Source organism: Algoriphagus sp. A40 (genome assembly GCF_002002735.1).
Classification (GTDB): Bacteria; Bacteroidota; Bacteroidia; order Cytophagales; family Cyclobacteriaceae; genus Algoriphagus.
In genome coordinates this window covers 64360-90729 of the sequence record NZ_MUNY01000049.1, presented here as the reverse complement: position 1 = coordinate 90729, position 26370 = coordinate 64360, and the positions used below count along the sequence as shown (strand labels likewise).

The window sequence follows — 26370 nt, the reverse complement described above, 5'->3', positions numbered from 1 at the left end:
TTATCTTATTGAGTCAATTTACTATAAGCTGAATCGAAGTCTGGATTCCAATCCAATTGAAGCCATTGATATAAGGCAAGTTTGAGATTTTCGAGTTCAGTCTCATTTTTTGAATCGGCTTCAAACCAGGATTTAATTTCCTGCCCGTCCCTGATTTTCTCCGGATTTCTGAGGTAAAATAAAATCATGGAAATCATACAAGAACTCAATTTAGCTGGGAAATGTCCATTTTTCGAATGATAATCAGCTAGGATTGGGAGGAGACGGCTTTTTAGTTTGGCGATGCTGTTGAGTGAAATATCGCTCAGTTTGTGGGATACAAATGGGTTTCTAAACCTGTCCAACACTTCTTCGGAGTATTTCACCAAGGCTATCTGATCCAATTCCATCGTCGGAATGATTTCCTCTGAAATCATGGATAGGAGGAATTGTTCTCTTTTGGAATCTCCAATCCATTCACCTACCGTTTCTATTCCATTCAGGAGACCGTGTCCTGTCATGGCTGTGTGGGAGGCATTGAGAATCCGGACTTTCCTCAGGGAATATCCTGCGATGTCTTCTGCCAAGATCACCTCCGATTTGCTTCCCAGAAATGGAAGTTTAGTCTTTGCTGGCCCAGACCCTTGAATCGCCCAAAGTGCATAAGGTTCTGCTTGAACGAGAAATGGATCTGTGTCTTTTAACTTTAAATCAAGATGTGAAGGAAATCCAGGTACAATTCTGTCTACCAGTGAATTAAAGAAAATAACTTTTTCATTTATCCAGGAAATAAAATCTTTGGAGAGGTTCCAGGATTTGGCATGATCAAGAACAAAATTTTTCAAAAGATCTCCGTTGTTTGGGAGAAGCTCACAGGGCAATATTACGGTCTCGGACTGAGGGATAATCTGGAATCTTTTGTAAAGCCATTGGGTCAGACGTCCCGGAAAGGATTCCGCAAATTTTTCGATTGGGCCTTCATTTTTCCAGATCATTCCAGCCTCTGTGACATTGGAAACGATCCATTTTACACTTGTTGAGCTGCTGAACTGGAAGAACTTTTCGACCTCATCAGGGAGTTTCAAGCCGTCCTTTACACAGGTAATTTCTCTGATGGATTCGACTTTTTGTCCGTTCTTGAATCCTGCTTCCAATAAATGATATTGAAAATTTTGGGCTGCCAGTTTATCAATCGTGTTACCTGAGGTTGATTGTATAATGCAGATATTCAATGGTTTGCCAAGTTCATTTAAGTCTTGAACCATGGATCCCAAAAAAGCCCTGAGGAAGTTTCCAGTACCGAATTGAAGTATTTGGATATTGCTATTTGCCATATTAGAAGTTTTGAACAACTTGGGTCAATCTAAAAATTAACCCTATGTCCGCTTTTGTTTTAGTAGAAGTAACTATTCAAGATGCCTCATTATACGAAGAATACAAAAAATTGACTCCTGCCAGCGTTGAGGCCTATGGCGGAAAGTTTGTGATTCGGGGAAATCCTGTTCAGGTTATGGAAGGGGTTTGGAATTATGACCGCTTGGTTCTATTGGAATTTCCTAACAAAGAAATAGCCTTGGAATGGTACAATTCAGAAGAGTATCAAATAGCTAGGAAAATTAGAGAAAAAGCATCATCTGCAAACTTTTTTATCGTAGGATAATATTTTTGGCATTTTTATTGGTGTGAAATGCAAATAACATTCTGTTTGTTGAAAAATGAACTACATTCACCCAATCTTTTATTAGTTTATTTAGTGCAAGATTTATTAATATTATTCAATCACCCTAACCCAATAATTCAATGAAAAGTAATTACCTGAAATGGTCAGGCTTGAGCCTGGTCGGATTGATTCTGATGTCCTCTTGTATGTCGGATGTAGATCAACCCTTGGCCCCTGTTTCCTCCAAGGCGATCGGAGAGTCTACTGAAGTTCTTCCCGAAGGAGGAGAGAACCTGAGAAAGGGTCCCAAAAGCCTTCCTTATATGGAAAAATTCTCCAATCAAAGTATTCAAGACCCGACAAAGCCTTATGCATTTCCGGGTTTTGGAACAGGCAATGCGCTCTTTATGGGGAAATCCTATTCCTTTTTTAACCAATATGCTGTAGGTGCACCTAATGAAAAAGGTGAAGTCTCCACAGTAGCAGCACCTGTCACCGAGTTTTTTCAAGTGCAAATTGAAGCGCTTGGAATTTCAGCGGAAGAATTGGATTCTAATTATAAAACTGTCAGTACCATCACTACCGACGGAAAAGGCAATTCTATCTGGTTTCACAATGTCTCCAACAATGCAAAATTTGACAAATACGGAAACATCACTTTTTTAGCCGAGGTAGAAATCGTTGGAGGAACCGGCAAATTCAAAGGTGCTACAGGAAGTGGGCGCGTAATCGGAAATGTGAAAGCTGCCGATGGCAAGGGAAATACCCTGCTGAGTGCCAACATCATTTATTGATTGAAAATAATTGAAGCAAAACAAAAAGAGCGGCCTTGGTATAAGGGCCGCTCTTTTTGATTAAAGTGAAACTCCCCGTTTCCAGGGGATAAAATCGTAATTTTTGTTTTTCTCTGCTTTGGTGATGACTTCGCCACTGGCAACCTGGATTACCAAATCCAAAAGTTTGTCACCGCAGGTTTCCAAGTTGTCTTCACCTGAAATTACCGTCCCTGCATTAAAATCAATGATATCCGGCATCCGGTTGGTCATTTTGTTATTCGTGGATACCTTGATTACAGGACAAATTGGGTTGCCGGTAGGTGTACCGAGTCCTGTTGTAAACAAAATCACATTAGCACCACTTCCAGCCAATCCGGTAGTACTTTCCACATCATTTCCGGGGGTGCAAAGCAGGTTTAATCCTGTGTTTTTGAGGTATTCCGGGTAATCCAAAATATCTGAAATCGGAGCAGTTCCACCTTTCTTGGCAGCACCGCAAGATTTGATAGCATCTGTAAGGAGACCGTCTTTGATGTTTCCAGGGCTTGGATTCATGTCAAATCCGCTTCCCACTCGCTTGGCTGCGTCATTGTAACTTTCCATCAGGTGGACAAATTTATCCGCCAAATCCTGGGTTTTGCAGCGATTGATCAGGTTTTGCTCTGCTCCGCAAAGTTCAGGAAACTCGGAAAGAATCGCTGAGCCGCCCAAGGCCACAACCAAATCTGAAACACGTCCCAAGGTTGGATTTGCAGAAATTCCAGAAAATCCATCTGAACCGCCGCATTCCAGACCGACGACCAATTTGCTGAGTGGGAAAGGCTGCCTTTTGGCTTTGTTGGCTTCCACCAGCCCATTGAAAGTTTCACGGATTGCCTTTTGGATCAATTGCTCGGTGGTGCCTTCCTGCTGCTGGTCGCAGACAATCACTTGTTTTGGTTGACCTTTTTGAATAAGGGCGAGCTTTTCCAACAGGATGCTGGATTGTGCGTTTTGGCAGCCCAAACTCAGGACAGTTGCTCCTGCTACATTGGGATGGTTGATGTAACCGGCGAGAAGAGCACAAAGTGTCTCAGAATCGTGTCTTGTACCTCCGCAACCCAAGTCATGAGTCAGAAAACGGATACCATCCAGATTTTCGAAAATCCGGCTTTCTATCGGAGCTGTATTTTCCGCAACCGTTTCCGTAATTTTTTTGCCCTGGACGCCTGAGATCAGGTTTTTGATCTGGACTTCGTAGGGATTGGGAGTGGAGAATCCAAGTGCATTTTCAAAGGCTTCTTTGAGCAAAAGGATATTGGTGTTTTCACAAAATACCATAGGAAGCACCAGCCAATAATTGGCAGTACCTACCTGATTGTCAGATCTTAAGTAGCCTTCGAAGGTTCTGTTTTTCCACTTCGAAACATCCGGTGCGGTCCAGGTAAATTTTCCAGGATTTGTACTGTATTGCCTTGTTTTGTGGTGAATATTTTGGAGGGTGATGGCATGGCCGAGCGGGATGGCTTGAGTTGCTTCTCCGACGATTGTTCCATACATCAGGATGTCTTCACCGGGCTGAAAATCCCTGATCGCAAACTTGTGTTTTGCTGCCACAAATTCCTGAATTTCAAGCTCTACGCCATTTAGAGCAACTTTTTGGCCGGGTTCCAGATCCGATAGCGCGACTCCCACATTGTCTGATGGGTCGAGAAGGAGGGAAGTATTGTTCATGATTTTTATTCCTTAACTTGGTCAAAACTAGAGAAAAAATTATTCTTCGATGAAGAAAATAATCACACTGGGTGAAGTTATGCTCAGGCTTTCACCTCCTGGAAACCAGCGTTTTTTCCAGACTCATTCCTTTGATGTTGAATTTGGCGGTTCAGAAGCCAACGTGGGTGCTTCAATGGCTTATTGGGGTATGCACGTTGCACATTTGACAGCTTTTCCGGATAATGAAATAGGATGGGCTGCTTCGGGCCAACTTCGTAGAAACGGTATCGATACCCGGTTTGTAAAGCTTTTGCCAGGCCGAATGGGCGTTTACTACCTCGAGCAAGGTGCCATGCAACGCAGTTCGCAGGTTATCTATGACAGATATGATTCTTCCTTTTCCAATTTTGACGGCAAAGACCTCAATTGGGACGAAGTATTTGAAGGTGCAAGTTGGTTTCATTGGTCTGGTATTACTCCCGCATTGTCTAAAGCATGTGCAGAACTTACGCTCACTTCGCTGAAGGAGGCAAGAAAAAGAGGGATCACAGTCAGCGGTGATTTGAATTACAGAAGCAATCTCTGGAAATTCGGAAAGGAACCACATGAAGTAATGCCCAAATTGATGGAGCTGACCAATGTGATCATCGCAGGTACCCGGGATTTTAAGCAGTGTCTGAATGAAGATTTCAAAAATTTCACTGAAGTCAAAAATATGGCTTTCGAACGGTTCAAGGACTTACAGTACATTGTTAAGACCGACCGGATTTCGCATAGTTCCTCCAATAACACCATTTCTGCAATTCTATATGGAGAAAAGAAAACCTACTCCTCCAAATCCTATGAATTAACTCATATCGTAGATCGGGTGGGAACTGGTGATGCTTTTGCAGGAGGATTGATTTACGGACTTCTCCATTTGAAACCCAAAGAAGCCATCGAATTTGCCATGGCCGCAGGTGCTATTAAGCACAGTGTTCCCGGTGATGTATTACTTTGTTCACTTCAAGAAATAAATGATCTGGCAAGCGGTGAAGCTGTCGGAAAAATCAAAAGATGATGAGAAACCCAACTCCATTTATCCAGAAAATGCATGCCGGTGGCATGATGCCTATATTTTTTCACCCTGACGAGCAAGTTTGTCTTGACCTACTCCATGCCGCCTATGAAGGTGGGGTAAGGGTTATAGAAATGGTCAACCGTGGAAAAGAGGCCAAATCCATTTTTCCTAAAATCCGAGCTGCTGCCGACAAAATGCCTGGAATTTATCTCGGTGCAGGGACTATTTACCATTCTTATGAAGCAGAAGAATTTATCGATATGGGGGCTGAATTTATTGTCGCTCCTGTGATGAATCCCAAACTCGGAGAATATTGTGCAAAAGTAGAAGTCCCCTGGATTCCTGGTTGCGGGACGGTTACCGAGGTTTTTTTCGCACAGGAACTGGGATCAGAATTGGTAAAAATCTATCCTGCAAATGTCCTGACTCCAGATTTTGTGCCGGCAGTTCATGCGGTTTTGCCCAAAATCGAAATCATCCCAACTGGGGGAGTAGAACCGAATGCGGAAAGCCTGAAAAAATGGTTTGATGCCGGAGTTCTTTGTGTAGGTATGGGTTCTCAACTTTTCAGAAAGGATTTGATAGCGAAAAGAGCATTCACGGAAATTCGGGAATCGGTCCGACATGCCATGGATATTATCGAGACGATCCACGCAAGTAAATCCTAAACTTCTTATGAGTTGTTCAAAAAATACCCCCATAAATACTGAGTTTTATGGGGGTATTTTTTAGTGAATAAATTTTTGAATCGTAATCGTTACGTTAACCAATTTCGAAAATTGTTATCGCTAGAAACTTTAAAGTTTTGCAATCTTCAGTCTCCAGTCTTCGGTCTCCCGTCTTATATTATAAATCCGGCTGGGGAGTAGTTCTCAAATAAGGCTTGATGACTTTGTGGCCTTTCGGAAATTTTGCTGGTATGTCTTCCGTTTTGATCGCCGGAACGACAATGACATCCTCTCCATGGTTCCAGTTTGCAGGAGTTGCAACAGAGTAATTCGCAGTCAGTTGAAGTGAATCAATCACTCGCAGCAGTTCATCAAAATTCCTACCTGTGCTTGCAGGATAGGTGATCATCAATTTGACTTTTTTGTCGGGACCAACAATGAAAACAGATCGAACAGTAAAATTTTCACTTGCATTAGGGTGAATCATGTCATACAGTTCGGATACCTTGCGGTCCTTATCGGCAATTATCGGGAAGTTGACAATGGTGTTCTGGGTTTCATTGATGTCCCCTATCCAAGATTTGTGATTTTCCAATCCGTCCACACTCAGTGCAATTACTTTCGTATTTCTTTTGGAAAATTCATCCCGAAGTTTCGCAACCGCACCAAGCTCGGTGGTACAAACAGGCGTGAAATCTGCTGGGTGTGAGAATAAAACTCCCCATCCATTTCCCAGGTATTCATGAAAGTTGATTTTTCCTTCGGAGGTTTCCGCTGAAAAATCGGGAGCGATGTCCCCAAGTCGTAAAGCCATGTTTTTAGTATTTAAAGTCTATTGATTTGATAGACTAAATTAAAGGCAAAAGACCTTATAAAAAAGAACTCTCTGTTAATGTTTATTTTATCCCGATTAAGCCAAATTTTTCAAACAAAGTCAGCTATCTGATATTTTTGAGAGAAGTCAATCCGTACTTTACCTGCAATTCGTATATCTAACAAATTCCAATAATGAAAACTTACTACAATCCTGACGACCTTAAAAAGTTTGGAACAATAGGGGACCTGCAAAAATCCATGGCTGATAAGTTTTTTGCCTATTATGCCGAGGTTTTCAAAGAAGGCGCATTGACGGCAAGAGAAAAGTCCCTGATTGCACTGGGGGTCGCGCATGCCTTGCAATGTCCCTATTGCATCGATGCGTATACAACAGATACCCTTGAAAAAGGTTGTGATGAAGAACAGATGATGGAAGCTGTCCATGTGGCTGCCGCCATTCGTGGTGGTGCATCCCTGGTTCACAGCACACAAATGATCAACAAAATCAAAGAAATTTCGATGTGATGAAATCGAGCAGAAATTGGGTTTTCTTTCAGAGGTATAATAGACCATGCGAGATTCTCCCAAATCAAGTTCGGGACAGGCTATCTGACCATAAAAAATCAATTATATCCAGATGAAATCACTCAAAGCGCAGCTTCATAGCTTGGCAGATCCGGAAGAAGAGTTGGTAATTTTAGAAGAAAGGCATCCCGGTGGCGCTGGAAGCAGTTTTCGAGCCCATCTCGAAAAAATCGGTCTCTATCCTCTTCAACCTACAACCTTGGATATTTTCCAGATCAATCTGGGTAAAATGTGCAATCAGGTATGTAAGCATTGCCATGTGGATGCAGGACCGGACCGGAAAGAAATCATGACCCGGGAAACCATGGAGTTGTGCCTTGAAGTAATTCAAAGAGAAGAATCTATTACTTGTGTCGATCTCACAGGTGGCGCGCCTGAGATGAATCCGGATTTCAGATGGTTTGTGGAAGCTATCAGAGAAATTCGACCGGAGGTCAAGATCATCGTCCGATGCAATCTGACCATTATTTTGGCAAACCCGAGGTTCAATGACCTTCCGGAGTTTTTCAAAAAGAATAAGGTTGAAGTCGTTTCTTCTTTGCCCTATTTCACTGCTTTGAAAACAGACTCGCAAAGAGGGGAAGGGGTTTTTGAAAAATCCATTGAGGCATTGAAGCTTTTGAATCTAGCCGGTTATGGGCAAAAGAATTCAGACCTGATTTTGAATCTGGTCTACAATCCTTCCGGTGCTTTCTTACCCGGATCACAATCCGAGTTGGAAGATGAGTTTAAAAAGAAACTTTGGGATAGGTTCGGAGTTGAATTCAATTCGCTTTTCACTATTACCAATATTCCGATTTCCAGGTTTTTGGAATATTTGCTCCGAACGGACAATTATGAAAACTACATGGAAAAGCTCCTTTCGGCTTTCAATCCTGTGGCTGCCGCCGGTGTGATGTGCAGAAATACCATTTCTATAGGATGGGATGGATTTTTATATGACTGCGATTTCAATCAGATGTTGGACCTGAAAGTGAATACGCTCAATTCCGTCCACATTTCAGATTGGGATTCGGCAGCACTTTCCACCAGATCCATAGTAATCAACAATCATTGCTTTGGCTGCACAGCCGGCGCGGGTTCAAGCTGTGGGGGGGCCACTGCATGAGTAAGGCCGCTCTGATGATTTTTCAGAAAAATGCAATTCCCGGAAAAGTCAAAACCCGGCTTGCTGCTACAGTTGGGGATGATTTGGCTCTTGAAATTTACCATTGGCTGGTTGCTTATACCCATCAGGTTGCCAGAGAAATCAAGTTGGATAAATTTCTTTTTTACTCTGATTTTATCCCTGAGGACTCAAACGAGTTATTCCCGGGATACCAATTTGAGGTTCAATGTGGATCAAATCTTGGACAGCGAATGTGCAATGCCTTCGAATTTCTGTTTGCAAAAGGCTATTCCAATGTGGTAATTATAGGCACTGATTGTCCTGATTTGCAGGTTTCAGACTTAAACAAGGCATTTTTGGCTTTGAGTCAAAATGATCTCGTCATTGGGCCCGCAAAAGATGGAGGTTATTACCTTTTGGGGAAAAGTTGCTTTTGTCCTGAGATTTTCAAAGATATTCCCTGGAGTACATCCCGGGTTCTGGAATTGACTTTGGATAGGGCAGATAATGCCAATTTGAATTATGAATTCCTGAAAATTCTTTCAGATGTCGACACCTTCGAGGATTGGAAAGTATTTTCTTCCAAAAATAATATCACCCATGAATAATTACCTAGATACCACTGTAGACGTGTATAAGCAAGCGGCTTTAAAGCCCGATGTTGGACTTTGCTGTACCACCACTCCGATTTGGCAATTGCCCGAACTCCAAATCCCCAAGATCATGCAAGAGATGAATTATGGTTGTGGAAGCACGGTTCATCCCCGCGATTTGGTCAATAGCCCAAAGGTTCTATATGTAGGAGTCGGAGGAGGGATGGAAGTGCTTCAATTCGCTTATTTCTCCAGACAAAAAGGCGGAGTGATAGGTGTCGATTTGGTCGAGGAGATGTTGACGGCTTGTGATAAAAACCTCCTTCAGGCGGAAAAAGAAAATGCCTGGTTCCAAAAAGAATTTGTGGAATTGAGAAGAGGAACAGCCCTAGATCTTCCTGTTGAGGAAAGTAGTATTGATGTAGCAGCTCAAAACTGTCTTTTCAATATTTTCACAAAAGAAGACTTGAAGCTGGCTTTGGCCGAAATGTATAGGGTTCTTAAGCCATTTGGACGGTTGGTTTTGAGTGATCCGATCACTGAAAATCGTATGCCTGATTCCCTCCGAAATGATAGTCGGCTACGTGCACTTTGTCTGAGTGGATCCCTTTCCATGAAAGAATACCTTCAAATGATCACCGATGCCGGATTTGGTACAGTGGAAGTCAGAGCAAAACGTCCATATCGGATTTTGGCTCCAAGTCAATTTGATACAGAGGAAATGATCCTTTTGGATTCTATCGAAGTCTGCGCGATCAAAGATCCCATGCCAGCTGATGGTCCTTGTATTTTTACAGGAAAAACTGCCATCTATTTCGGTGAAGAAGAATATTTTGACGATCAGAAAGGCCATGTCCTGATGAACAATCAACCATTGGCTGTTTGTGATAAAACTGCCAATGCTTTTCATATATTGGGCAGAAAGGATATTTATGTTTCGGAATCTACCTATTTCTATGACGGCGGGGGCTGCTGCTAAGAATTTCTCTTTGGCATTGGTCCTTTTTCTTTCCGTGGGATTCTGGAATCCTACTTTTTCCCAGGAAAAGAAGGAGGAAATCAAGTTTGAAATAACTGTGCTGGGTATGAAAATCGGTGACCTGGATGTCACCAGATACCAGGTGGGAGATACCCTCCATTACATTGCTGAGAGCAAAGTACAGATTTGGTTTTTTGGAAAAGTGGACGTGGAAATGTTCACCCACGCCAAATATGTGGATGGGTATTTTGTAAAAAGTCTTTCCAGGTCAAATACGAACCGAGGTAATTTTTTGACTACAATTTATTGGGATGGCAAAAAGTATGTGGTAGACGCGAAGAATTACAAATTTGAAAATCAGGAACCCATTATTGGTAAGGTGGAGTGGAGTCCATCCAGGTTGTTTTTCGAGGAACTGCAAGAAGGCAAAAAATTCATTTCTGAAGTGTACGGGCTCACTACTACGATCAAAAAGCTCGAACCGAATGTGTATGAGACCAACATTCCCGGCAATCAAAACCAGTATTATTATCAATTTGGAAAGCTGCAAAAAGCAGTTTTGGAAAATTCCATTAAGAATTTCCAATACAAGCGGGTCAAATGATAGAAAAGTTTGAGATATCGGTAATCATTCCTGTTTTGAATGAAGCTCAAAATCTCCGGGAATTGATTCCTTTATTGAGGGAAAATGGAGGTCATTTCATCGTTGATCTGATCGTTGTGGACGGAGGAAGCAGGGACGATTCCTGTTTGGTTGCCGAGTCTTTGGGAGCGAGGGTTTTTAGGACGGAAATTGCCTCCAGAGCAATCCAGATGAATTTGGGAGCTAACCATGCAAAGGGGAACACGCTATATTTTGTCCATGCGGACACCCGTCCCTTGAGAACTTTTGCAGAGGATATTCAAAAAGCCAGGCTCAGAGGATACAAGGCAGGATGCTTTCGATATCAATTTGATTCAAAGGGATTTTTATTAAAGCTAAATTCTTGGTTTACACAGTTCAATGGACCTTTTTCAGGAGGTGGAGATCAGACCTTGTTTATTTCCCGTGATTTTTTCAATACATTGGGAGGATATGATACCCAATTTTGTTTGATGGAGGATTTTGAGTTGGTCAAAAGAATCAAAAAGAAGGCAAAATTTTTTATCATTCCGAAGTTCATTACTGTGTCTGCGAGAAAGTACCGGGAAAATTCCTGGCTTAGAGTACAATTAGCTAATCTATTGGTATTCACTTTATTTCAACTGGGCGTGGCTCCGGAAAAGCTAAAAAAATCGTACTCAACATTACTTTACCATGGGGCAAACTCCTGAAAAGGCTTACCAAATCAACGGAATTCAACAAATCGGAATTGGAGTCAAAAATGTTCACAAAGCCTGGACTTGGTACAGGAAAGCTTTTTCAATGGATGTTCCGGTTTTTGAGGATCAGGCTACTGCCAATCTCATGACGCGGTATACCGATGGAAAAGCAGAATCCAGACATGCGGTGCTTGCATTGAATATGCAAGGGGGCGGTGGATTTGAAATCTGGCAGTTTACCAGCAGGACACCAAATTCCACGGATTTCGAAATTTTGCCGGGAGATTTGGGGATTTATGCTGTGAAAATCAGGGTGAGAAACCTCGAAAAGGCTTTTGATCATTTGAAAAAGTCCGGAGCAAAAATTCTGACCACTCCATCCAAAACACCCAATGGAATGGGTACTTTTTTTCTCAAAGACCCTTTCGACAATGTCTTTCAGATTGTGGAAGACTCGAATTGGTTTTCTGAGAATGATTCCCCGACCGGAGGCGTATTGGGTGTGGTGATCGGTGTCTCAGATCTGGAAAAATCCATTCCGCTTTACCGGGATATTTTGGGTTTCTCAGTTCTCAACTACAAAGAGAAGTCGGTCTTCGGCGATATTCCAGGAGAAAAACTTACCTACAATAGGACTTTACTTTCAATGCCAGGCGATTGTAATCCAGGAGCTTTTGGAGCTCTGCTTTGTCCTGCACAGATCGAATTGATCGAAGTGCAGGGGCGGGAAGCCAAACATATTTTCAAGGACCGACTTTGGGGAGATTTAGGATTTATCCATTGCTGTCTGGATGTAAACGGAATGCGGAACCTTAAGAAAAAAGCAGGCGAGGCCGGTTACCCTTTTACTGTGGACAGCGAAGACAGTTTTGATATGGGAAGTGCCTCTGGTCATTTTGGTTACCTTGAAGACATAGATCAAACCCTGATCGAGTTTGTGGAAACCCACCGGGTTCCCATTCTTCAGAAATGGAACCTTTACCTGAACCTGAAAAACCGGAACCCGAAAAAGAATTTGCCAAAATTCCTGGTAAAACTATTGGCTCTCAACCGCGTGAAAGCTTAATTCCCGGTTATTTTCTCGACCAAATTGACCAAACGATTGGCATAGCCGGATTCATTGTCGTACCATCCGACCACTTTCACAAGATTTCCTTTTGCGGAAGTCAAGGCCTCGTCGATGATGCAGGAATTTGGATTTCCGAGGATATCCATCGAAACGATCGGATCGGATTCTACTTGCAAAAAGCCTTTCAATTTTCCGGATTCGGCATTTTTGTAAGCTTGATTGATTTGGTCAGCTGTGACTTCCTGCTTCAATTCTACGATCAAATCAGTCAGTGAGCCATCCGGGACAGGAACCCGCATGGCAGAGGCTTCAATTTTCCCCTCCAATTCGGGTAAGATTCGGTCCAGCGCTTTCCCGGCGTTGGTGGTGGTGGGAATTATAGAATAGGCTGCTGCTCGTGCTCTGCGCAAATCCCGGTGCGGCGCATCATGGAGGTTTTGATCGTTGGTATAGGAGTGGACCGTCGAAGCAAAGCCTTTGACCACTCCAAAATTCTCCTCCAAGACTTGGATCATAGGTGCCAGGCAATTGGTGGTGCAGGAAGCATTGGAAATAATAGTTTCCGAGCCGTCTAAAATTGAGTCATTTACTCCCAAAACGACCATTGGAATGCTTCCGTCCTCAACAGGGGCGGAGATAATTACTTTTTTACCGCCAGCTTTTAGGTGCTTTTCTGCACCAATTCGGTGAGTGAATCTTCCGGTGCATTCGATCACCACGTCTACTCCCAATTGTTTCCAGGGCAATTCTTCAGGATTTGCTTTGGAAAAAAGTCGAACCTGATTTCCATTTACTTCCAAGAGTTCCTCCTGAAGGGAAATTTCACCATCAAATTTTCCATGAATGGAATCGTACTTTAATAAATGCGCAATTGCTGCTGGATCTGCCAAGTCGTTGATGGCAACCAATTGTAGGCTAGGATGACGAAGGAGAAGCTTGGCAGTATATCGGCCAATTCGACCGAATCCATTGATTGCAATTTTGGTGATTGGAGCTTGTGGACTCATGTTGGTTTATTTCTCGGGGCGAAATTAGATAAAAGCCCGGGACTATTTTTAAGCAAAACTTTGCTCCTTTGGTTCAGGTTTTTAACTCATTTTCCAAAGAAATTTTTGTGACGTTTTTGGCTTTGTAAATCTGACCAGCTATATTTGCACAACCATTTGAAAAAGCACGTTTTTCAGGGGTTTTACGGTCGGTTCGTCTAGGGGTTAGGACGTATCCCTTTCACGGATAAAACACGGGTTCGATTCCCGTACCGACTACTTATGATGCTGATTTTGAACAACTTAAATCAGTGTATTGAAAATTTTTCTTTTCCCCAAATGGTCGGTTCGTCTAGGGGTTAGGACGTATCCCTTTCACGGATAAAACACGGGTTCGATTCCCGTACCGACTACAAGACCCAAGGCTCAATCACCGAGTGTCTTAATTATTTTTGTTTTATGGTTGTTAGTGGTTAAAGTGAACAAAATCCCGATCCTTGATCGGGATTTTTGTTTTTCGGACCATTTTTATCAACGGCGAGCAGATTGTTTTCATTTTTTTTACTTTGGTCCTCCATTTAGTCAAGTATATGCTCAAATCCCAAAACAAACCTATTCTGGTAAGTTCATTGATTCTTGCCAACCTATTCTTATTCTCATCCTGTAAAAAAGATGAGCCAGTTGATCTTCGGATCACAACATTAACCAAAGAAGAAATTGCTGTCCAGCTAGAGGTCGCTCAAAAGTCAATCAGCCCTCAACTCAAGGAAGGCTTAAAGCTTGAAGTTTGGGCGGTAGATTCTCTGGTGAGGGACCCGATTGGTCTTCAGGTCAATGATAAGGGAGAAGTACTCTACTCAAGATCTCCCCGAAGAAATAACTCTGAATTTGACATCCGAGGTCATCAGTCTTGGGAAATCCGATCCATTGCAATCCAATCAATCGAGGAAAAGCGTGCATTTCTTCATTCGGAACTTTCCCCAGAAAGATCATCTGAAAATACCTGGTTAAAAGACATGAATGGTGATGGCTCCCATGATTGGAGGGATATGACCATTGAAAAAAATGAGGTATTTAAGCTAAAAGATACAGACGGTGATGGTTTGGCTGATTGGTCTCAGATTCAGGTACAGGATTTCAATGATGAAGTCACTGACGTAGCGGGAGGCCTTTTGGAGACTGATGAGGCACTTTTTGTAGCTGCAGGCCCGGATCTTTGGAGACTGGTTGACACCAATGAAGATGGGATTATGGATGAAAAGACCTCTCTTTCCCATGGATATGGAGTTCACATCGGTTTTGGCGGACATGGCATGTCAGGTGTGGAAATGGGACCTGATGGCCGGATTTACTGGGGAATCGGAGATATCGGATTCAATGGAAAAAGTGCTGATGGCACGGAATGGAAGTATCCCAACCGTGGTGTAATCGCCCGTTCAAACCCTGACGGAAGTGATTTTGAGATTTTTGCAATGGGAGTGAGAAACACCCATGAGTTTGTCTTTGACAATTACAACAACCTGATTTCAGAAGATAATGACGGAGATCATGCAGGTGAAAAAGAACGTCTGGTTTATCTGACCAACGGCTCAGATTCCGGCTGGAGAATCAACTGGCAGTTTGGAAAATACCGAGATCCGGACAACAATACTTACAAAGTCTGGATGGACGAGAAGTTGTATTTGCCGCGCTGGGAAGGTCAGGCGGCTTTTATCACACCTTGTATCCAAAACTACGTAAGCGGTCCTACCGGAATGGTTTTCAATCCCGGAACAGGTTTGGGCGAGCGATGGAAAGACCACTTTTTTGTAGTTGAATTTGTCGGAAGCGCAGCAAGTTCAGGCCTTCATGCCTTTCAGCTTCAGCCAAAAGGTGCTTCTTTCGAGATGACCAAAACCGAAAAAATCGTGGGTGGCTTTTTGCCGACCGGGATCGATTTTGCACCTGATGGTACGCTTTTCATGGCTGATTTTGTCAATGGATGGGACGACAAGAACTACGGTCGAATCTGGAAACTGACGGATGAGACAGCTTCAGGCTGGGCTTTACAAAAGCAAACCGAGGCTGAAATCAAATCAGATTATAAAAAACTATCAGAAGACGAACTGAAGTCCAAGCTTTATTTTGAAGACCAAAGGGTCAGAAGAAAAGCTCAATTTGAACTGGCAAAAAGAGGAGAAGATGGGGCAGAAGTGTTCCAAACTGTCATCCTGGATAAAAGCAATCAATTGGCGAGAATTCACGGAATCGTGGGATTGAGCCAATTGGCTAGATTGGAGGACATGAAGTATGCCGATGCGATTGTACCCCTTTTGAAAGATTCTGATCCGGAAATCAAAGCCCAGGCCGCCAAGTGGCTGGGTGATATTAAATATTCCAAAGCCGGAAATGACCTGATTACAGGCCTTAAAGATGAAAATGCAAGAGTAAGATTTTTTAGTGCGGAGGCACTGGGTCGTACCAAAAACGCAGATGCTGTTCAACCTTTGATCGCACTTTTGGAAGCTAACAATGATGAGGATGCCTATCTGAGACATGCCGCTTCTTTGGCATTGTCCAGAATCGGAAAGGTGGAACCGATTGCGGCTTTGTCCACTCATTCCTCTAAGGCAGTGAGAATGGGTGCTGTGATTGCATTGAGAAGATTGGAATCCCCTGAACTTGCCAAATTCCTTGCAGATTCAGATGAATTTATTGTGACTGAAGCTGCAAGAGCTATCCATGATGACTTTTCTGTACCTGCCGCACTTCCTGCCTTGGGAGCGATTTTGAATACAACTCCATTCCAAAATGAGGCTTTGATCCGGAGAGTCATCAGTGCAAATCAGCGGGTCGGTAAAGACGAAAACCTCAATAATTTGATTGCTTACTTGGCAAAATCCGAAACTCCTGAAGTTTTGCGTCAAGAAGCCATCGCTTCCATAGGTACCTGGGCAAAGCCATCACTATTGGACCGAGTAGACGGAAGATTCAGAGGAGAGGTAGTGCGAGATGCAAACTTGATCAAAGACCAGGTAAAACCGGTTTTGGTTGCACAAGTAAGTTCTAAAGAAGAGTCAATACGAGTAGAATCAGCCAAGGCCATAGGCAAACTTGGTATGGCCGATGCCGCTGAAATCCTTATGGCAAAGTTGAAATCAGATCCATCTGATTTGGTAAAAGTACAGGCTCTGAATTCCCTTGTAGCCATGAATGCACCAAACCTTGGAGAGGCAATCACTGTGGCAATGAACAGCAATTCGCAAGCTGTGAGGGTTTCCGGTTTGGGACTCATTGCCCAGACTTCCATCCCAAATGACCAGAAAGTGACCCTTTTGACTGATATTATTCAGAAGCGAACCAATCCGGAGAAGCAAACAGCACTTCTGACTTTGGGAGCCTTAGAAGGAAGTAAAGACCTGCCTGTCTGGAAAAATATTTTGGCTGATTTTGAAGCCGGAAAATTGCCGGATGCTACCTGGATTGAGTTGGAAGAGGCTATCGTGGCAACAAAATCTCCTGAACTTCAGGCACAGTTTACCGGACTTTTGGATGCAAAAGCTGGTGATGAGCCTTGGAAAAAGTTTGCAGGTGCATTGGCTGAAGGCAATGTGCGCCAAGGCAGAAGGACTTTCTTCGAAAACCAAACTGCCCAGTGTATCCGATGCCATGCCTACGATGATATGGGTGGAAATGCAGGCCCTGCATTGGATCAAATCGGGAATACCCTGTCCCGTGAAGAATTGCTTATTGCCTTGGTTGATCCCAGCAAGCGATTGTCTCCAGGCTTTGGATTTGTGACTGTAGAGCTTAATTCCGGCGAGAAAATTATCGGTACCCAGATGGCTGAGGACAGTGGATCATTAACGGTAAAAGTGGGGACAGAGGATAAGGTAATTTCCAAAAAGGACATTAAATCCTCTCAGATGGCTGCATCCAGTATGCCAAACATGGGGGACCTCCTAAGCAAGAGAGAAATCAGGGATTTGGTGAGCTACTTGAGTACTTTAAGGCGGACAGAATGAAAAAACTGTTAGTTGTTTCTCTTGGGATTATTGGGTTCATTTTGTTGCTTTCTCCCTGGATTTTGATCCTGTTTGGCAGAAATAAGCTGCATGACCATGATATTCCCCAACAGGAACAACTGGTGGAAAATCAGCCAAAGCATCGGGTTTTGGTTGTTTTTCCCCACCCAGATGATGAGGTGACTGTAGCTGGAACCCTGATGAAACTCAAGGAAGATGGACATGAAATTCAGATGGTCTGTTTGACCCGGGGTGAAAAGGGGAAATCTTCAGGAATCGAGGATGAAGTCCGACTTGCCCAACTCAGAAGCGATGAGATGCAAAAGGCAGCTGAGTTGATTGGTGCCGACCAATTGCATATGAAAAATTATCCCGACAGTGGGCTGGAAAAAGTCGGTCTGGATTCGCTGAAAAAAATTGTTGCAGAATTGATCAATGAAATCAATCCGGATGTTTTGATTTCCTATGATTCCAGAGTCGGATTGTATGGTCACCCTGACCACCGACTTACCGGACAAGCTGTAGAGGAGGTTTTTCTTGAAAATAAAGGGAAAGAAGGCTTTGGGCCTGGTGAAATGTACCAGGTGACTTTGTGCAAAAAACAGGTAAAACTGGCCTTGAAACTTTCCTCTGGTTTTCAGAAAAACTATCCAGAAGATCCTTCACAGGGTTTGCCAAAACCGGATTTTTCGGTTCAAACACGGGAGTTTTTTCCTAGAACCCTAGATGTGATGGAAGCTCACGCGACACAGCAGGCAGTACTTAAGGATTTGATGCCTTTTCACGACAAGGTACCAACTTGGATTTATTCAAGGATTTTTGACCGGGAATATTTTAGGGAGGTGAAGTAAAAGAAGTCCACGGTCGATGGTCAACAGTCGACAGCCCTTCGGTAATAAAAATCAGTGTGTTTGAGATTGATGAGCAATCAAGTTAGGCATAGAAAAGCGGCCAGTTTGGATTCCAAACTGGCCGCTTTTTTATTGTGCTTTTGAATAAAGTAAAGTTTCTTCGAGTATTGAAGATCCTTTGATGAAGCTGTTGACAGTGGACTGTCGTCAGTGGACGAGCTTACCTGAAACCAAGTTTGGTCCGAACCCGGTTTAGCACATCCATTGCGACCACTTTGGCTTTTTCTTCGCCTGATGCCAGTCGCTTTTCGATTTCCTCAGGATTGTTCATAAAGAAATTGAAGGTTTCCCGTTCCTTGCTGTATTTGCTTAGGATCAGTTCCATGAATTCCTTTTTGGCATGGCCATACCCATAGTTTCCACCCTGATAGTTTGCCCGCATTTTCTCAGTTTGTTCTGGGCTAGCCAAAAGTCGGTAAAGCTTGAACACATTGCAGGTATCAGGATCTTTGGGTTCTTCCAGGGGAGTGCTGTCGGTGATAATTGAGTTGACATTTTTCTTGAGTTCTTTTTCAGGAAGAAAAATGTCAATGTAATTATTGTAGGATTTGCTCATCTTTTGGCCGTCAGTGCCGGGAATGATCATCACTTCTTCACTTATTCTGGCTTCCGGCACCACGAGGATTTCTTCTTCCATAATCCGGTTGAATGTTGTGGCAATGTCGCGGGTCATTTCCAGGTGCTGAAGCTGGTCTTTTCCGACAGGAACAAGATTGGCTGAATACAGCAAAATGTCTGAGGCCATCAATACAGGATAAGTGAAAAGTCCTGCATTGACATCTGCCAGCCTGGAAGCTTTATCTTTAAAACTGTGCGCATTGGCAAGCATCGGAAATGGCGTGAAGCAATTGAGGTACCAGCTGAGCTCGGTCACTTCAGGAATATGGGATTGGCGATAAAAGGTCGTCTTTTCGATGTCAAGCCCGAAAGCCAGCCATGCAGCAGCCACTGCCAAGGTGTTTTGTTTGCGAAGTTCTCCATCTTTGGTAGAAGTGAGGGAATGGAAATCTGCAATAAAAATGAAAGACTCTTCCTGGTTTTGATTGATCAGGTTGATAGCTGGTACAATTGCTCCTAATATGTTGCCCAAATGCGGGCGGCCGGAGCTTTGGATGCCGGTGAGTACTCTTGCCATTTGCTTAATTTTGGGGCAAATTAAGTAAATCAACCTATAATTGAGGTGAAATTATGCGTTAATTGCAACTATGAACCGTTTTGCTTTTGGCCTATTCGCCGCCTTATTTTCTTTCATTTCACCCTTACTGTCTCTTGCACAGGTCAATAATGTGCCCAAATTGATTTGGAAAGTAAACCGGATTGACATTGGGACAGTGCTTGAAGAGCAGGGTCTTCAGGAGGCAGAATTTGAGTTCACCCATACACAGGATTCCCTTTTCTTTATTCAGGATGTTTGGTTGGAATGTGGATGTACGACAGTCGAATACACCAAGGATACCCTTCAGGTTGGGGAGTCGGGGAAAATCAAAGTGTCATTTGATCCGACCTCAGCTGCCGGTTTTTTTTCCAAGCTGATCGTAGTCAAAGGGAACCTGAGCGGGATTTCAGATTCTCTTTTCCTAGAAGGGATATCCGTCCCATATCCCTCAGACATACGTCGGGCCTATCCGGTCGTGCAGGGGCCATTGGGATTTCGTTTGAGAAAAGTCAATATGGGAGATGTTTTTGACAATGAGCCAAAGATCAAGTATGTGGAGTTTTTCAATCAGGGAGATGATCTATTGGACAAGGGAGCTTTAAGGTCAGAAACACCTCCATACCTTCAGATTTCCCAAGTTCAGCAGTTTGTAAGGCCTCAGGAAAGAGGATTGTTGATGATTCGATATGATGGAAAGTTGAGAAATGATCTGGGATTTTTTGAGGATGTGATTCCCGTAAGATGGGAAAATGTGGAAGGACTGGAAATAAACTTGGAAATCATTGCTGATCTTTTCGAGTATTTCCCTCCAATTCAAAAAAGTGACCTGAATGAGGTTCCTCAGCTGTTTATTGCCCAAAAGGAAATTGACTTAAGGGAAATCAGCTCGAAAACTGTCATCAGAAGAACTGTGACACTGACCAATCAAGGCCGTCAGACCTTGGAAATTCGAAAAATTCAGGGCAATTGCGAATGTCTTAAAATTGAAGCGCCAAAGGATAAACTTGAGCCGGGAGAAAGTATGGAGCTTTCTCTAATCTTTGATCCTGTTGGCAGAAAAGGAATAGATCAACGAAATATTTATATCTTCAGTAACGATCCTGTCAATCCGGTTCAATTGATAGTATTGAAAAGTAGGATTGAGTAACCTTTCAAATAAAAAGGTTTTTGGTTTGTTCTACTTTGTTGGTCTTAAGTTTATGAAAAAGTGAGCTTTGCAGAGACATTTTCTTCAAAAGATTTTTTTAAACTCGAAGAGTTTTTAGTTTAGTAAAAATGCTTAGATACCTGGTTGTTCTTTTTGTTTTGAGCTTGGCTGTACCAGTTCAAGCTTCAAAAAAGTTTGCTGCGCCTACTGGATCAGCAGGTAACACAGGCATTTCACCTGACCAAGCATGGACTTTGGCTTTTGCATTGGGAAATTCATCTCCCTTGGTTCCGGGGGATACGCTGGTTTTAACCGATGGAATATTTGAAGGGAATTTCACCAGTACCATTAGTGGAACTTCCGAAAAACCCATCGTAATTCTTGCTCAAAACGAAGGGAAAGCGATCATTGATGTGGGTAAGCAGAGAACTTCCGGAACTGGGCTGATTATAAATGGTAGTTATACTTGGTTCGTAGGGATCCATGTTACATCTTCCTCACTGATCAAAAAATCAGATGCCTCAAATGGTTTTGCACCCATTCCCTATGAATCCGGAATCAGCGTTTTTGGTGACAATAATAAGATTATCAATTGCTGGATTTATGATGTGGTAGGAGGTGGCTTGGAGCTTTGGAGATCGGGGCGGAACCTGGAGGTTTACGGTTCTGTCATTTTCAACAATGGATCGCAGGATGTGTCTCGGGGAACCGGCCATGGAATGTACATTCAGCACGATCAACCTGCCCAGCCCAAGGTGATTGAAAACAATTTTGTTTTCCAAAATGCTTCCCAAGGAATAAATATCTATACCACTAATCCGGAAAATAGTGGAGTAGTTGCAAAAAGAAATGTTTCCTTCAATACAGGAGTAATTGCGACTTTCGACCCTTTAGTATTCAGACCACCTCATAATTTGAGCATAGGATCTCAAAACAATGTGAGTTCTGAAATGGAGGTTATCTCAAATCTTTTTTACACCGACTTGCAAGGTGGAAGATTGAGCACAAATGAAGTCAGTAATGTAACTATTGGCCGCACCTATACGCCTAATCATGACATTTCATTTAATGATAACATTGTTTTCGGAGGACGAAATCAGGTAGAATTCCAACCTTTGGAAGGCTTAAGTTTTCAAAGAAACAGGCTTTTGAATTCCCATGGGAGCTTTTTTGCTTTTCTGGGCAATTCCTCCTCATTCCCAAATTCATTTTGGGATTCAAATGTCTACAGCAATCTTGCTAATACAGCAAAGCCTTTTCAAGGCTTAAATTTTCAGGAGTGGAAAAGCGAATATTTTCCTTTCGACAAGGTAAGTACCTATTCCACCGCTCCTGCTAATTCAAAGGAAGTTTTGATTACTCAGAACAAGTATGATCCGTCCCGGTTTCACGTCAGTATTTTGAGTTTTACCGATGCAGAACGGGTTGAGCTGAACTTTTCTGACTTTGAGGAATTCAAAAACTTTGATTTTGAGATCCGTGATGTCCAAAATCCTTTTGATCCAAATCAGAAAGTTTCGGGCATATTTAACGGGTCTTCAATCAGTTTTCCAATGAATTGGACAAAGTCTCTGAAGCCTAAAGGGAATATGCCGTTTCAGCCGGTGCATACCGATCTAACATTTGGAACTTTTTTGCTTGTATTTGAAAGAGGAGAAAATTCGCCGGCTGTTTTTCCGGATGTGAAAGATTCAGTTGCACTTTATTTAAACAGTGAGGGGAAGGCATTTCTTGCACCCAATGACTTCTTGGTAAATCAACCTGCGGAACCATTTACCTATGTTTCTTCCGGAGGATTTGAGTTTTCTTGCTCCAATATTGGTTCCACTCCGATTACCATCACTTCAAAAAATACCAGAACTGGAGAAGAACGAATTGACCAAACAGGAGTTTGGGTATTTGATACCATTCCGCCATTCTTTGATGCTGCAAATGCAACCCTGTTGTTTGACCCAGTGGCTGGAAAAGTTTCAGTCAATTTGCCGGATTTTTCACCAACTGATTTTTTTGATAATTGTAACCCTTACTGGAATATCGAGCAAAGCCGATACGAGGTAACTTGTGCTGAAATTTATCAGAATCCAGAGGCACCGACTTGGGAGTTTCCTGTTGAACTTACATTGAAAGACCCTTCGGGAAACTCCTTTACACGAAGTGTTAAGGTCATTATCGGCAATGTAATTGAATCAAAGAAAGTGTCAATCACCTCCTTGGATCCATTGAACGATAATGGAACCTCGACCCTGAGACTCGGAAACGAACTGGAATATCAAGTTTTGTCATGGAGAAAAAATGGGGACGTTATTCCTGGGCAGACTGGAAAAGAAATTACAGTAAACAGTTCAGGAACTTATTATGCGTCACTTCTCTTGGCTACAGGATGTCCTGTTGAAGCTCGATCTTTACTTTTCGAGATACCGACAATCCCTTCGGAATACAAAAATGATGTAACTCTTGTTTTGAACGAATCGGGTAAAGCCGCCTTAACCCAAGAAAATATTTTTGGTGAAAGTGAAGGGATTGATGATGAAGTTATTTTGAGTCAAACAGAATTTGATTGTACCGACCTAGGTACTCAAAAGGTCAAGGTTGCAATCATTTTTGAAAAGGAAAATCACAATCATAGTAACTCTACTGAGTTTTGGATCAATGTTAACGTGGTTGATGGCCAAAAACCAATACTCATTACCAAAACTCCTTCTCTTCAATTCGACAAAGTGACGGGAGTTTTGGAGCTCAAACCTGAAGATTTTGTCTCTTCACTTTCAGATAATTGTGGGATTAAGAGTCTGCAACTCAACAAAACGACCATTACCTGCGGAGATTATGATCTTCCTGTTGATATCATATTGGAAGCGACAGACTTTTCCGGAAATAGCACTTCTAAATTGGTGACAATCTTTGTTTCCCCTTTTGAGTCTAAAAAAATCTCAATTTCCCCTGAATTAGGAACGCAGTTCTTGGTAGGGCAGGAGGCAGAGATTCGACTTGGGGAGGAATTCGAATATTTTGTGGAAGGCTGGTACCGAAATGGGCAATTACTCATTGGGCAAAAAGGCAGGGCTCTCCTTACAGATGAGCCCGGAACCTATTGGGCATTGTTATTACCGACTGGTGGTGGATGCACAGTTGAGTCTAAAAAGACTGAAATCACTTTTTCTGAGGTGCCATTTGGACAGATAAAAGAGAAAGTCGAGTTGGTGTTGAGTCCTGAAGGCAAAGCCGAACTCAGTCCCCAGCAGGTATTTGTCAACTGGCCACAGCCTGATCCGACGCTGACTATCACTTTGAATAAATCAAGTTTCTCCTGCGAGAATCTTGGGGAAAACGAGGTGATCATCACGATCAAAAAAGCAAGTGGCGAAACATGGGTGAGGAAAATAAAGGTGATCGTGAAAGATCAAACGAAGCCAGTTTTGGTTCCAAAAAATATCAACTTGGAACTGGATGTCACCAAAGGAGTCGTGGAAATCAGTCCTGAATCAGTCCTTGCTGAGTTTGGTGACAATTGCGGCTTAAAATCCCTGACAATCAACAAAAATCGGTTTACCTGCGAAGACCTTGGTAAAGAGTTTCAAATAGCAATACGTGCTGAAGACAATTCCGGGAATGTCACTGAGACAGTTGCCGTAGTTTCGGTAGTAAGGTCAGAACCTGAAAAAGTTATTGTCTCCGGCAAAAAAGAAATTTGTTCCGGAGAAAAATCCATCCTTGAACTCAGTTCTTCCAAAGCGTTTGAAGTGGTTCGATGGAGAAGAAACGGTACCGAAATCCAGGGACAAACAGGCAAAACCTTGGAAGTTAAGGAATCAGGAAAATACCATGCTGTAATTCGCTACCCAGGTGCCTGTTTATCAGAAACAGCCGAATTTGAGGTTAAAGTCAATCCAACTCCTACCGGTGAAATAACAGTCGATGGTGATATTCTTAGGGCTCCAGAGGGCAATTTTACCTACCAATGGTTTAGAAATGGTGAGCCGATCGCTGGAGCTACTTCCCGAACTTTCACTGCCCAATTGATGGGAGAATATTCGGTCGAGTTGGCCAATGATGCAGGTTGTAAATCCAGATTGAAGCCAGTGACCCTGACGATTTCAGGCATAGGAGGAAAGCCTGTAAATAAGGCAATTGATCTTAAAATCTATCCCAATCCAGCTTCTGATCATGCCATTTTGGAATTGCCGGATGGGGTCCTGGCCTCTAAACCGGAGATTTCAGTTTATTCCTCCGAAGGCAAGGAAGTTAGCTCTGCTGTCCAGTTTACCGTTTTGAGTGACTTTGAGATTGAAATTAGCCTAAACAGATTGGCAAAAGGCACGTACCTTATCTGGATTGTCGGAGAAAACCAAAAAACCTACTTTGGTAAATTAGTAGTTGTAAACTGAACTTCATGAAATTTTATTCCATTAGTATTGCCTTTTTCATTTTTACACTGAATTCTGCTTTCTCCCAAACCATCCCTTTTTCCAAGGGAAGGATTGTGATCAGCTCTGACGGGAATGAACACGATGAGGATGACTGGGCAGCCACTCCAATGAGTCTTGCACTTTTGGCAGCCAAAGAACTGCAGGATGATTTAGTTATCTATTCTTTCAGCGACCATACCTGGGGTTCAAACAAGGAAAAGCCGGGTGCAGATGGACAAATGCGGGAAAGCGCCTTTATCGGGGCCAAAAATTTCGGTTTCAAAAAGACCAAATTCATCGAGGCATCGACTGCTCCGAATTATGCGGTGATCGAAATTACACTTCAAATCAATAAAAGCTCGGCCAAAGATCCACTGACTATCATCGCCGCAGGACCGATGGATGTCGTTGGCGATGCCATTAATGAGGCAGACTCGACCAAACTCAAACATGTCAGGCTGATTTCCCACTCGGTCTGGAACGATGAGCATGCCGACAAACCCTACGAATGGGAAAAGCATGAGGGCTGGACTTGGGCAGAGATCAAAGAAGAATTTGAACCAATGGGACTTCAATTGGATCATATTTCAGATCAAAATGGAGGGGAAGATTACGAAGGTTTGAAGACTGACTTGAGCAAGTATGACTGGTTGAAAAACCCGACTAACCTCAATCCGAAGCTTTTCGAAAAAGATTCATGGACATGGTTGTACAGCAGATTGGTAGCTGCACAAAAAGGAGAGGAGTTTGATCCTTCAGATGCAGGGATGATAGTCTACCTACTCACCGGCAATCAAAAAAACAGTCCACAAAATCTCAAGGAGATACTTGAGAATCCCGGTAAAATGAAATAAAAAAGGTCCGAAAAACTTCGGAGACATCTATGTTTTTATAAGTTTTTATGTAACCAACCGACAAAGTACGTTAAATTGGAAAGCCTGCGTCAAACTACGCACAAATGGAGATTCTAATATTCTTGTTTTAAGTTCGGGAACATCTGGAAGACACGTTTATGTTCGAGCTCCTCCAACTTCTTTTTTGTGCTATTGTAACTATTGGAATCAAACAAAGCTTCCACTGTCTCTAGTTTTTGGACTAAAAACGTGATCAGCGAAAATATCTCTGCTGTCTTGTTTAGCTCACTTTCCCGTTCTATCAAAGCTTTCACCAAAGCCACATCAAACCAATTATTAGGCTCTCCAACACTGCTAACATCGAGCATCTCGGAAGATTTCGAACTACTTAATCGTATTTTTATAGTTGGAGAAGAAAATAGTTGAAAAAAGTCTCCAAAATATTTCGAAACCTCACTTTGTTCTAAGTTGTAGCCCTTAGATTTAAGAAAAGTGTTTAAATTATTTCTATGCATCTTCATAATATAACAATTAGGTTTTCGGATCGAAACAGTGAACTTACCCTAGCCGAACACTTCTTGGATTTGATATTTTTCCAGGAGATTAAGTTATGATC

The 26370-nt window shown here is 42.6% G+C and carries 22 protein-coding genes and 2 tRNA genes; 18 read left to right on the top strand and 6 right to left on the bottom strand.

Annotated elements, in window-relative coordinates; all coding sequences use genetic code 11:
* Nucleotides 1-5: 5 nt before the first annotated feature.
* The gene (locus tag B0E43_RS10825; protein WP_077349527.1) at nucleotides 6-1313 is read right to left on the bottom strand and encodes a tagaturonate reductase; all 1308 of its coding nucleotides are present in this window, start codon (nucleotides 1311-1313) and stop codon (nucleotides 6-8) included.
* Nucleotides 1314-1357: 44 nt separating this feature from the next.
* Here B0E43_RS10825 and B0E43_RS10820 point away from each other — a divergent pair, with 44 nt between their 5' ends.
* Together B0E43_RS10820 and B0E43_RS10815 are read left to right on the top strand one after the other, a co-directional pair.
* The gene (locus tag B0E43_RS10820) at nucleotides 1358-1639 is read left to right on the top strand and encodes a DUF1330 domain-containing protein (protein WP_077349525.1); all 282 of its coding nucleotides are present in this window, start codon (nucleotides 1358-1360) and stop codon (nucleotides 1637-1639) included.
* Between the two features lie 140 nt (nucleotides 1640-1779).
* Nucleotides 1780-2433: a hypothetical protein gene (locus tag B0E43_RS10815; protein ID WP_077349523.1), complete on the top strand. Its 654-nt coding sequence runs from the start codon at nucleotides 1780-1782 to the stop codon at nucleotides 2431-2433.
* A 60-nt stretch (nucleotides 2434-2493) separates the two neighbouring features.
* On the opposite strand, the gene B0E43_RS10810 is transcribed toward B0E43_RS10815, so the two are convergent.
* Entirely contained in the window at nucleotides 2494-4128 is a 1635-nt protein-coding gene (locus tag B0E43_RS10810) for a UxaA family hydrolase (RefSeq protein ID WP_077349521.1), read from the bottom strand.
* A 49-nt stretch (nucleotides 4129-4177) separates the two neighbouring features.
* Between B0E43_RS10810 and B0E43_RS10805 the strand changes: the two genes are divergently transcribed.
* Both B0E43_RS10805 and B0E43_RS10800 read left to right on the top strand, forming a co-directional pair.
* On the top strand, nucleotides 4178-5170 hold the full coding sequence (locus tag B0E43_RS10805) for a sugar kinase (RefSeq protein WP_077349519.1): 993 nt from the start codon (nucleotides 4178-4180) through the stop codon (nucleotides 5168-5170).
* Nucleotides 5167-5838 (top strand): hypothetical protein, encoded by a 672-nt coding sequence (locus B0E43_RS10800; protein ID WP_077349517.1) that lies wholly within the window; start codon nucleotides 5167-5169, stop codon nucleotides 5836-5838. Before B0E43_RS10805 ends, B0E43_RS10800 begins: the two co-directional genes overlap by 4 nt.
* A 178-nt stretch (nucleotides 5839-6016) precedes the next feature.
* Here the strand turns inward: B0E43_RS10800 and B0E43_RS10795 are convergent, their stop codons facing one another.
* Nucleotides 6017-6652, bottom strand: coding sequence for a peroxiredoxin (locus tag B0E43_RS10795; protein WP_077349515.1), 636 nt, complete (start codon nucleotides 6650-6652; stop codon nucleotides 6017-6019).
* Between the two features lie 194 nt (nucleotides 6653-6846).
* Here B0E43_RS10795 and B0E43_RS10790 point away from each other — a divergent pair, with 194 nt between their 5' ends.
* The 7 genes from B0E43_RS10790 (at nucleotide 6847) to B0E43_RS10760 (ending at nucleotide 12287) form a co-directional block, all read left to right on the top strand.
* Entirely contained in the window at nucleotides 6847-7179 is a 333-nt protein-coding gene (locus B0E43_RS10790) for an arsenosugar biosynthesis-associated peroxidase-like protein (protein WP_077349513.1), read from the top strand.
* A 112-nt stretch (nucleotides 7180-7291) separates the two neighbouring features.
* Nucleotides 7292-8347, top strand: a complete 1056-nt coding sequence (gene arsS / locus B0E43_RS10785; protein ID WP_077349511.1) for an arsenosugar biosynthesis radical SAM (seleno)protein ArsS — start codon at nucleotides 7292-7294, stop codon at nucleotides 8345-8347.
* The gene (locus B0E43_RS10780) at nucleotides 8344-8955 is read left to right on the top strand and encodes a TIGR04282 family arsenosugar biosynthesis glycosyltransferase (protein WP_077349509.1); all 612 of its coding nucleotides are present in this window, start codon (nucleotides 8344-8346) and stop codon (nucleotides 8953-8955) included. The genes arsS and B0E43_RS10780 overlap by 4 nt, the downstream gene beginning before the upstream one ends.
* Complete coding sequence (gene arsM, locus B0E43_RS10775; RefSeq protein ID WP_077349507.1) at nucleotides 8948-9919, top strand: arsenosugar biosynthesis arsenite methyltransferase ArsM; 972 nt, start codon at nucleotides 8948-8950, stop codon at nucleotides 9917-9919. Before B0E43_RS10780 ends, arsM begins: the two co-directional genes overlap by 8 nt.
* A complete protein-coding gene (locus B0E43_RS10770; RefSeq protein ID WP_077349505.1) occupies nucleotides 9897-10523 on the top strand; it encodes a DUF6134 family protein in 627 nt (208 codons plus the stop codon). Before arsM ends, B0E43_RS10770 begins: the two co-directional genes overlap by 23 nt.
* Nucleotides 10520-11233: a TIGR04283 family arsenosugar biosynthesis glycosyltransferase gene (locus B0E43_RS10765; RefSeq protein ID WP_077349503.1), complete on the top strand. Its 714-nt coding sequence runs from the start codon at nucleotides 10520-10522 to the stop codon at nucleotides 11231-11233. The genes B0E43_RS10770 and B0E43_RS10765 overlap by 4 nt, the downstream gene beginning before the upstream one ends.
* Nucleotides 11217-12287 (top strand): VOC family protein, encoded by a 1071-nt coding sequence (locus B0E43_RS10760; protein ID WP_077349501.1) that lies wholly within the window; start codon nucleotides 11217-11219, stop codon nucleotides 12285-12287. Before B0E43_RS10765 ends, B0E43_RS10760 begins: the two co-directional genes overlap by 17 nt.
* Here the strand turns inward: B0E43_RS10760 and gap are convergent.
* Nucleotides 12284-13297 carry a type I glyceraldehyde-3-phosphate dehydrogenase gene (gap, locus tag B0E43_RS10755; protein WP_077349499.1) on the bottom strand — a complete coding sequence of 338 codons (1014 nt, stop codon included), beginning with the start codon at nucleotides 13295-13297 and terminating at the stop codon, nucleotides 12284-12286. The two genes, B0E43_RS10760 and gap, sit on opposite strands and share 4 nt — an antisense overlap.
* Before the next feature lie 186 nt (nucleotides 13298-13483).
* Here gap and B0E43_RS10750 point away from each other — a divergent pair.
* From B0E43_RS10750 to B0E43_RS10735, 4 genes are all read left to right on the top strand, one after another.
* Nucleotides 13484-13555 (top strand) — tRNA-Glu (locus B0E43_RS10750).
* A gap of 62 nt (nucleotides 13556-13617) precedes the next feature.
* Nucleotides 13618-13689, top strand: a tRNA-Glu gene (locus B0E43_RS10745).
* A gap of 84 nt (nucleotides 13690-13773) precedes the next feature.
* The gene (locus tag B0E43_RS10740; protein ID WP_254423408.1) at nucleotides 13774-17280 is read left to right on the top strand and encodes a HEAT repeat domain-containing protein; all 3507 of its coding nucleotides are present in this window, start codon (nucleotides 13774-13776) and stop codon (nucleotides 17278-17280) included.
* Nucleotides 17277-18131 carry a PIG-L deacetylase family protein gene (locus B0E43_RS10735; protein WP_077349495.1) on the top strand — a complete coding sequence of 285 codons (855 nt, stop codon included), beginning with the start codon at nucleotides 17277-17279 and terminating at the stop codon, nucleotides 18129-18131. Before B0E43_RS10740 ends, B0E43_RS10735 begins: the two co-directional genes overlap by 4 nt.
* A gap of 220 nt (nucleotides 18132-18351) precedes the next feature.
* Here B0E43_RS10735 and trpS read toward each other — a convergent pair whose 3' ends face one another.
* Nucleotides 18352-19326, bottom strand: coding sequence for a tryptophan--tRNA ligase (gene trpS, locus B0E43_RS10730; RefSeq protein ID WP_077349493.1), 975 nt, complete (start codon nucleotides 19324-19326; stop codon nucleotides 18352-18354).
* 70 nt (nucleotides 19327-19396) lie between these two features.
* On the opposite strand from trpS, the gene B0E43_RS10725 reads away from it, so the two are divergent.
* The 3 genes from B0E43_RS10725 to B0E43_RS10715 all read left to right on the top strand — a co-directional run bounded on the left by B0E43_RS10725 (nucleotide 19397) and on the right by B0E43_RS10715 (nucleotide 25754).
* Nucleotides 19397-20494 (top strand): DUF1573 domain-containing protein, encoded by a 1098-nt coding sequence (locus B0E43_RS10725; protein WP_077349491.1) that lies wholly within the window; start codon nucleotides 19397-19399, stop codon nucleotides 20492-20494.
* A 128-nt stretch (nucleotides 20495-20622) separates the two neighbouring features.
* Nucleotides 20623-24879, top strand: a complete 4257-nt coding sequence (locus B0E43_RS10720) for a T9SS type A sorting domain-containing protein (protein WP_077349489.1) — start codon at nucleotides 20623-20625, stop codon at nucleotides 24877-24879.
* Between the two features lie 5 nt (nucleotides 24880-24884).
* A complete protein-coding gene (locus B0E43_RS10715) occupies nucleotides 24885-25754 on the top strand; it encodes a hypothetical protein (protein ID WP_077349487.1) in 870 nt (289 codons plus the stop codon).
* A 113-nt stretch (nucleotides 25755-25867) separates the two neighbouring features.
* Here the strand turns inward: B0E43_RS10715 and B0E43_RS10710 are convergent, their stop codons facing one another.
* Entirely contained in the window at nucleotides 25868-26275 is a 408-nt protein-coding gene (locus B0E43_RS10710) for a hypothetical protein (RefSeq protein ID WP_077349485.1), read from the bottom strand.
* Nucleotides 26276-26370: the final 95 nt, after the last annotated feature.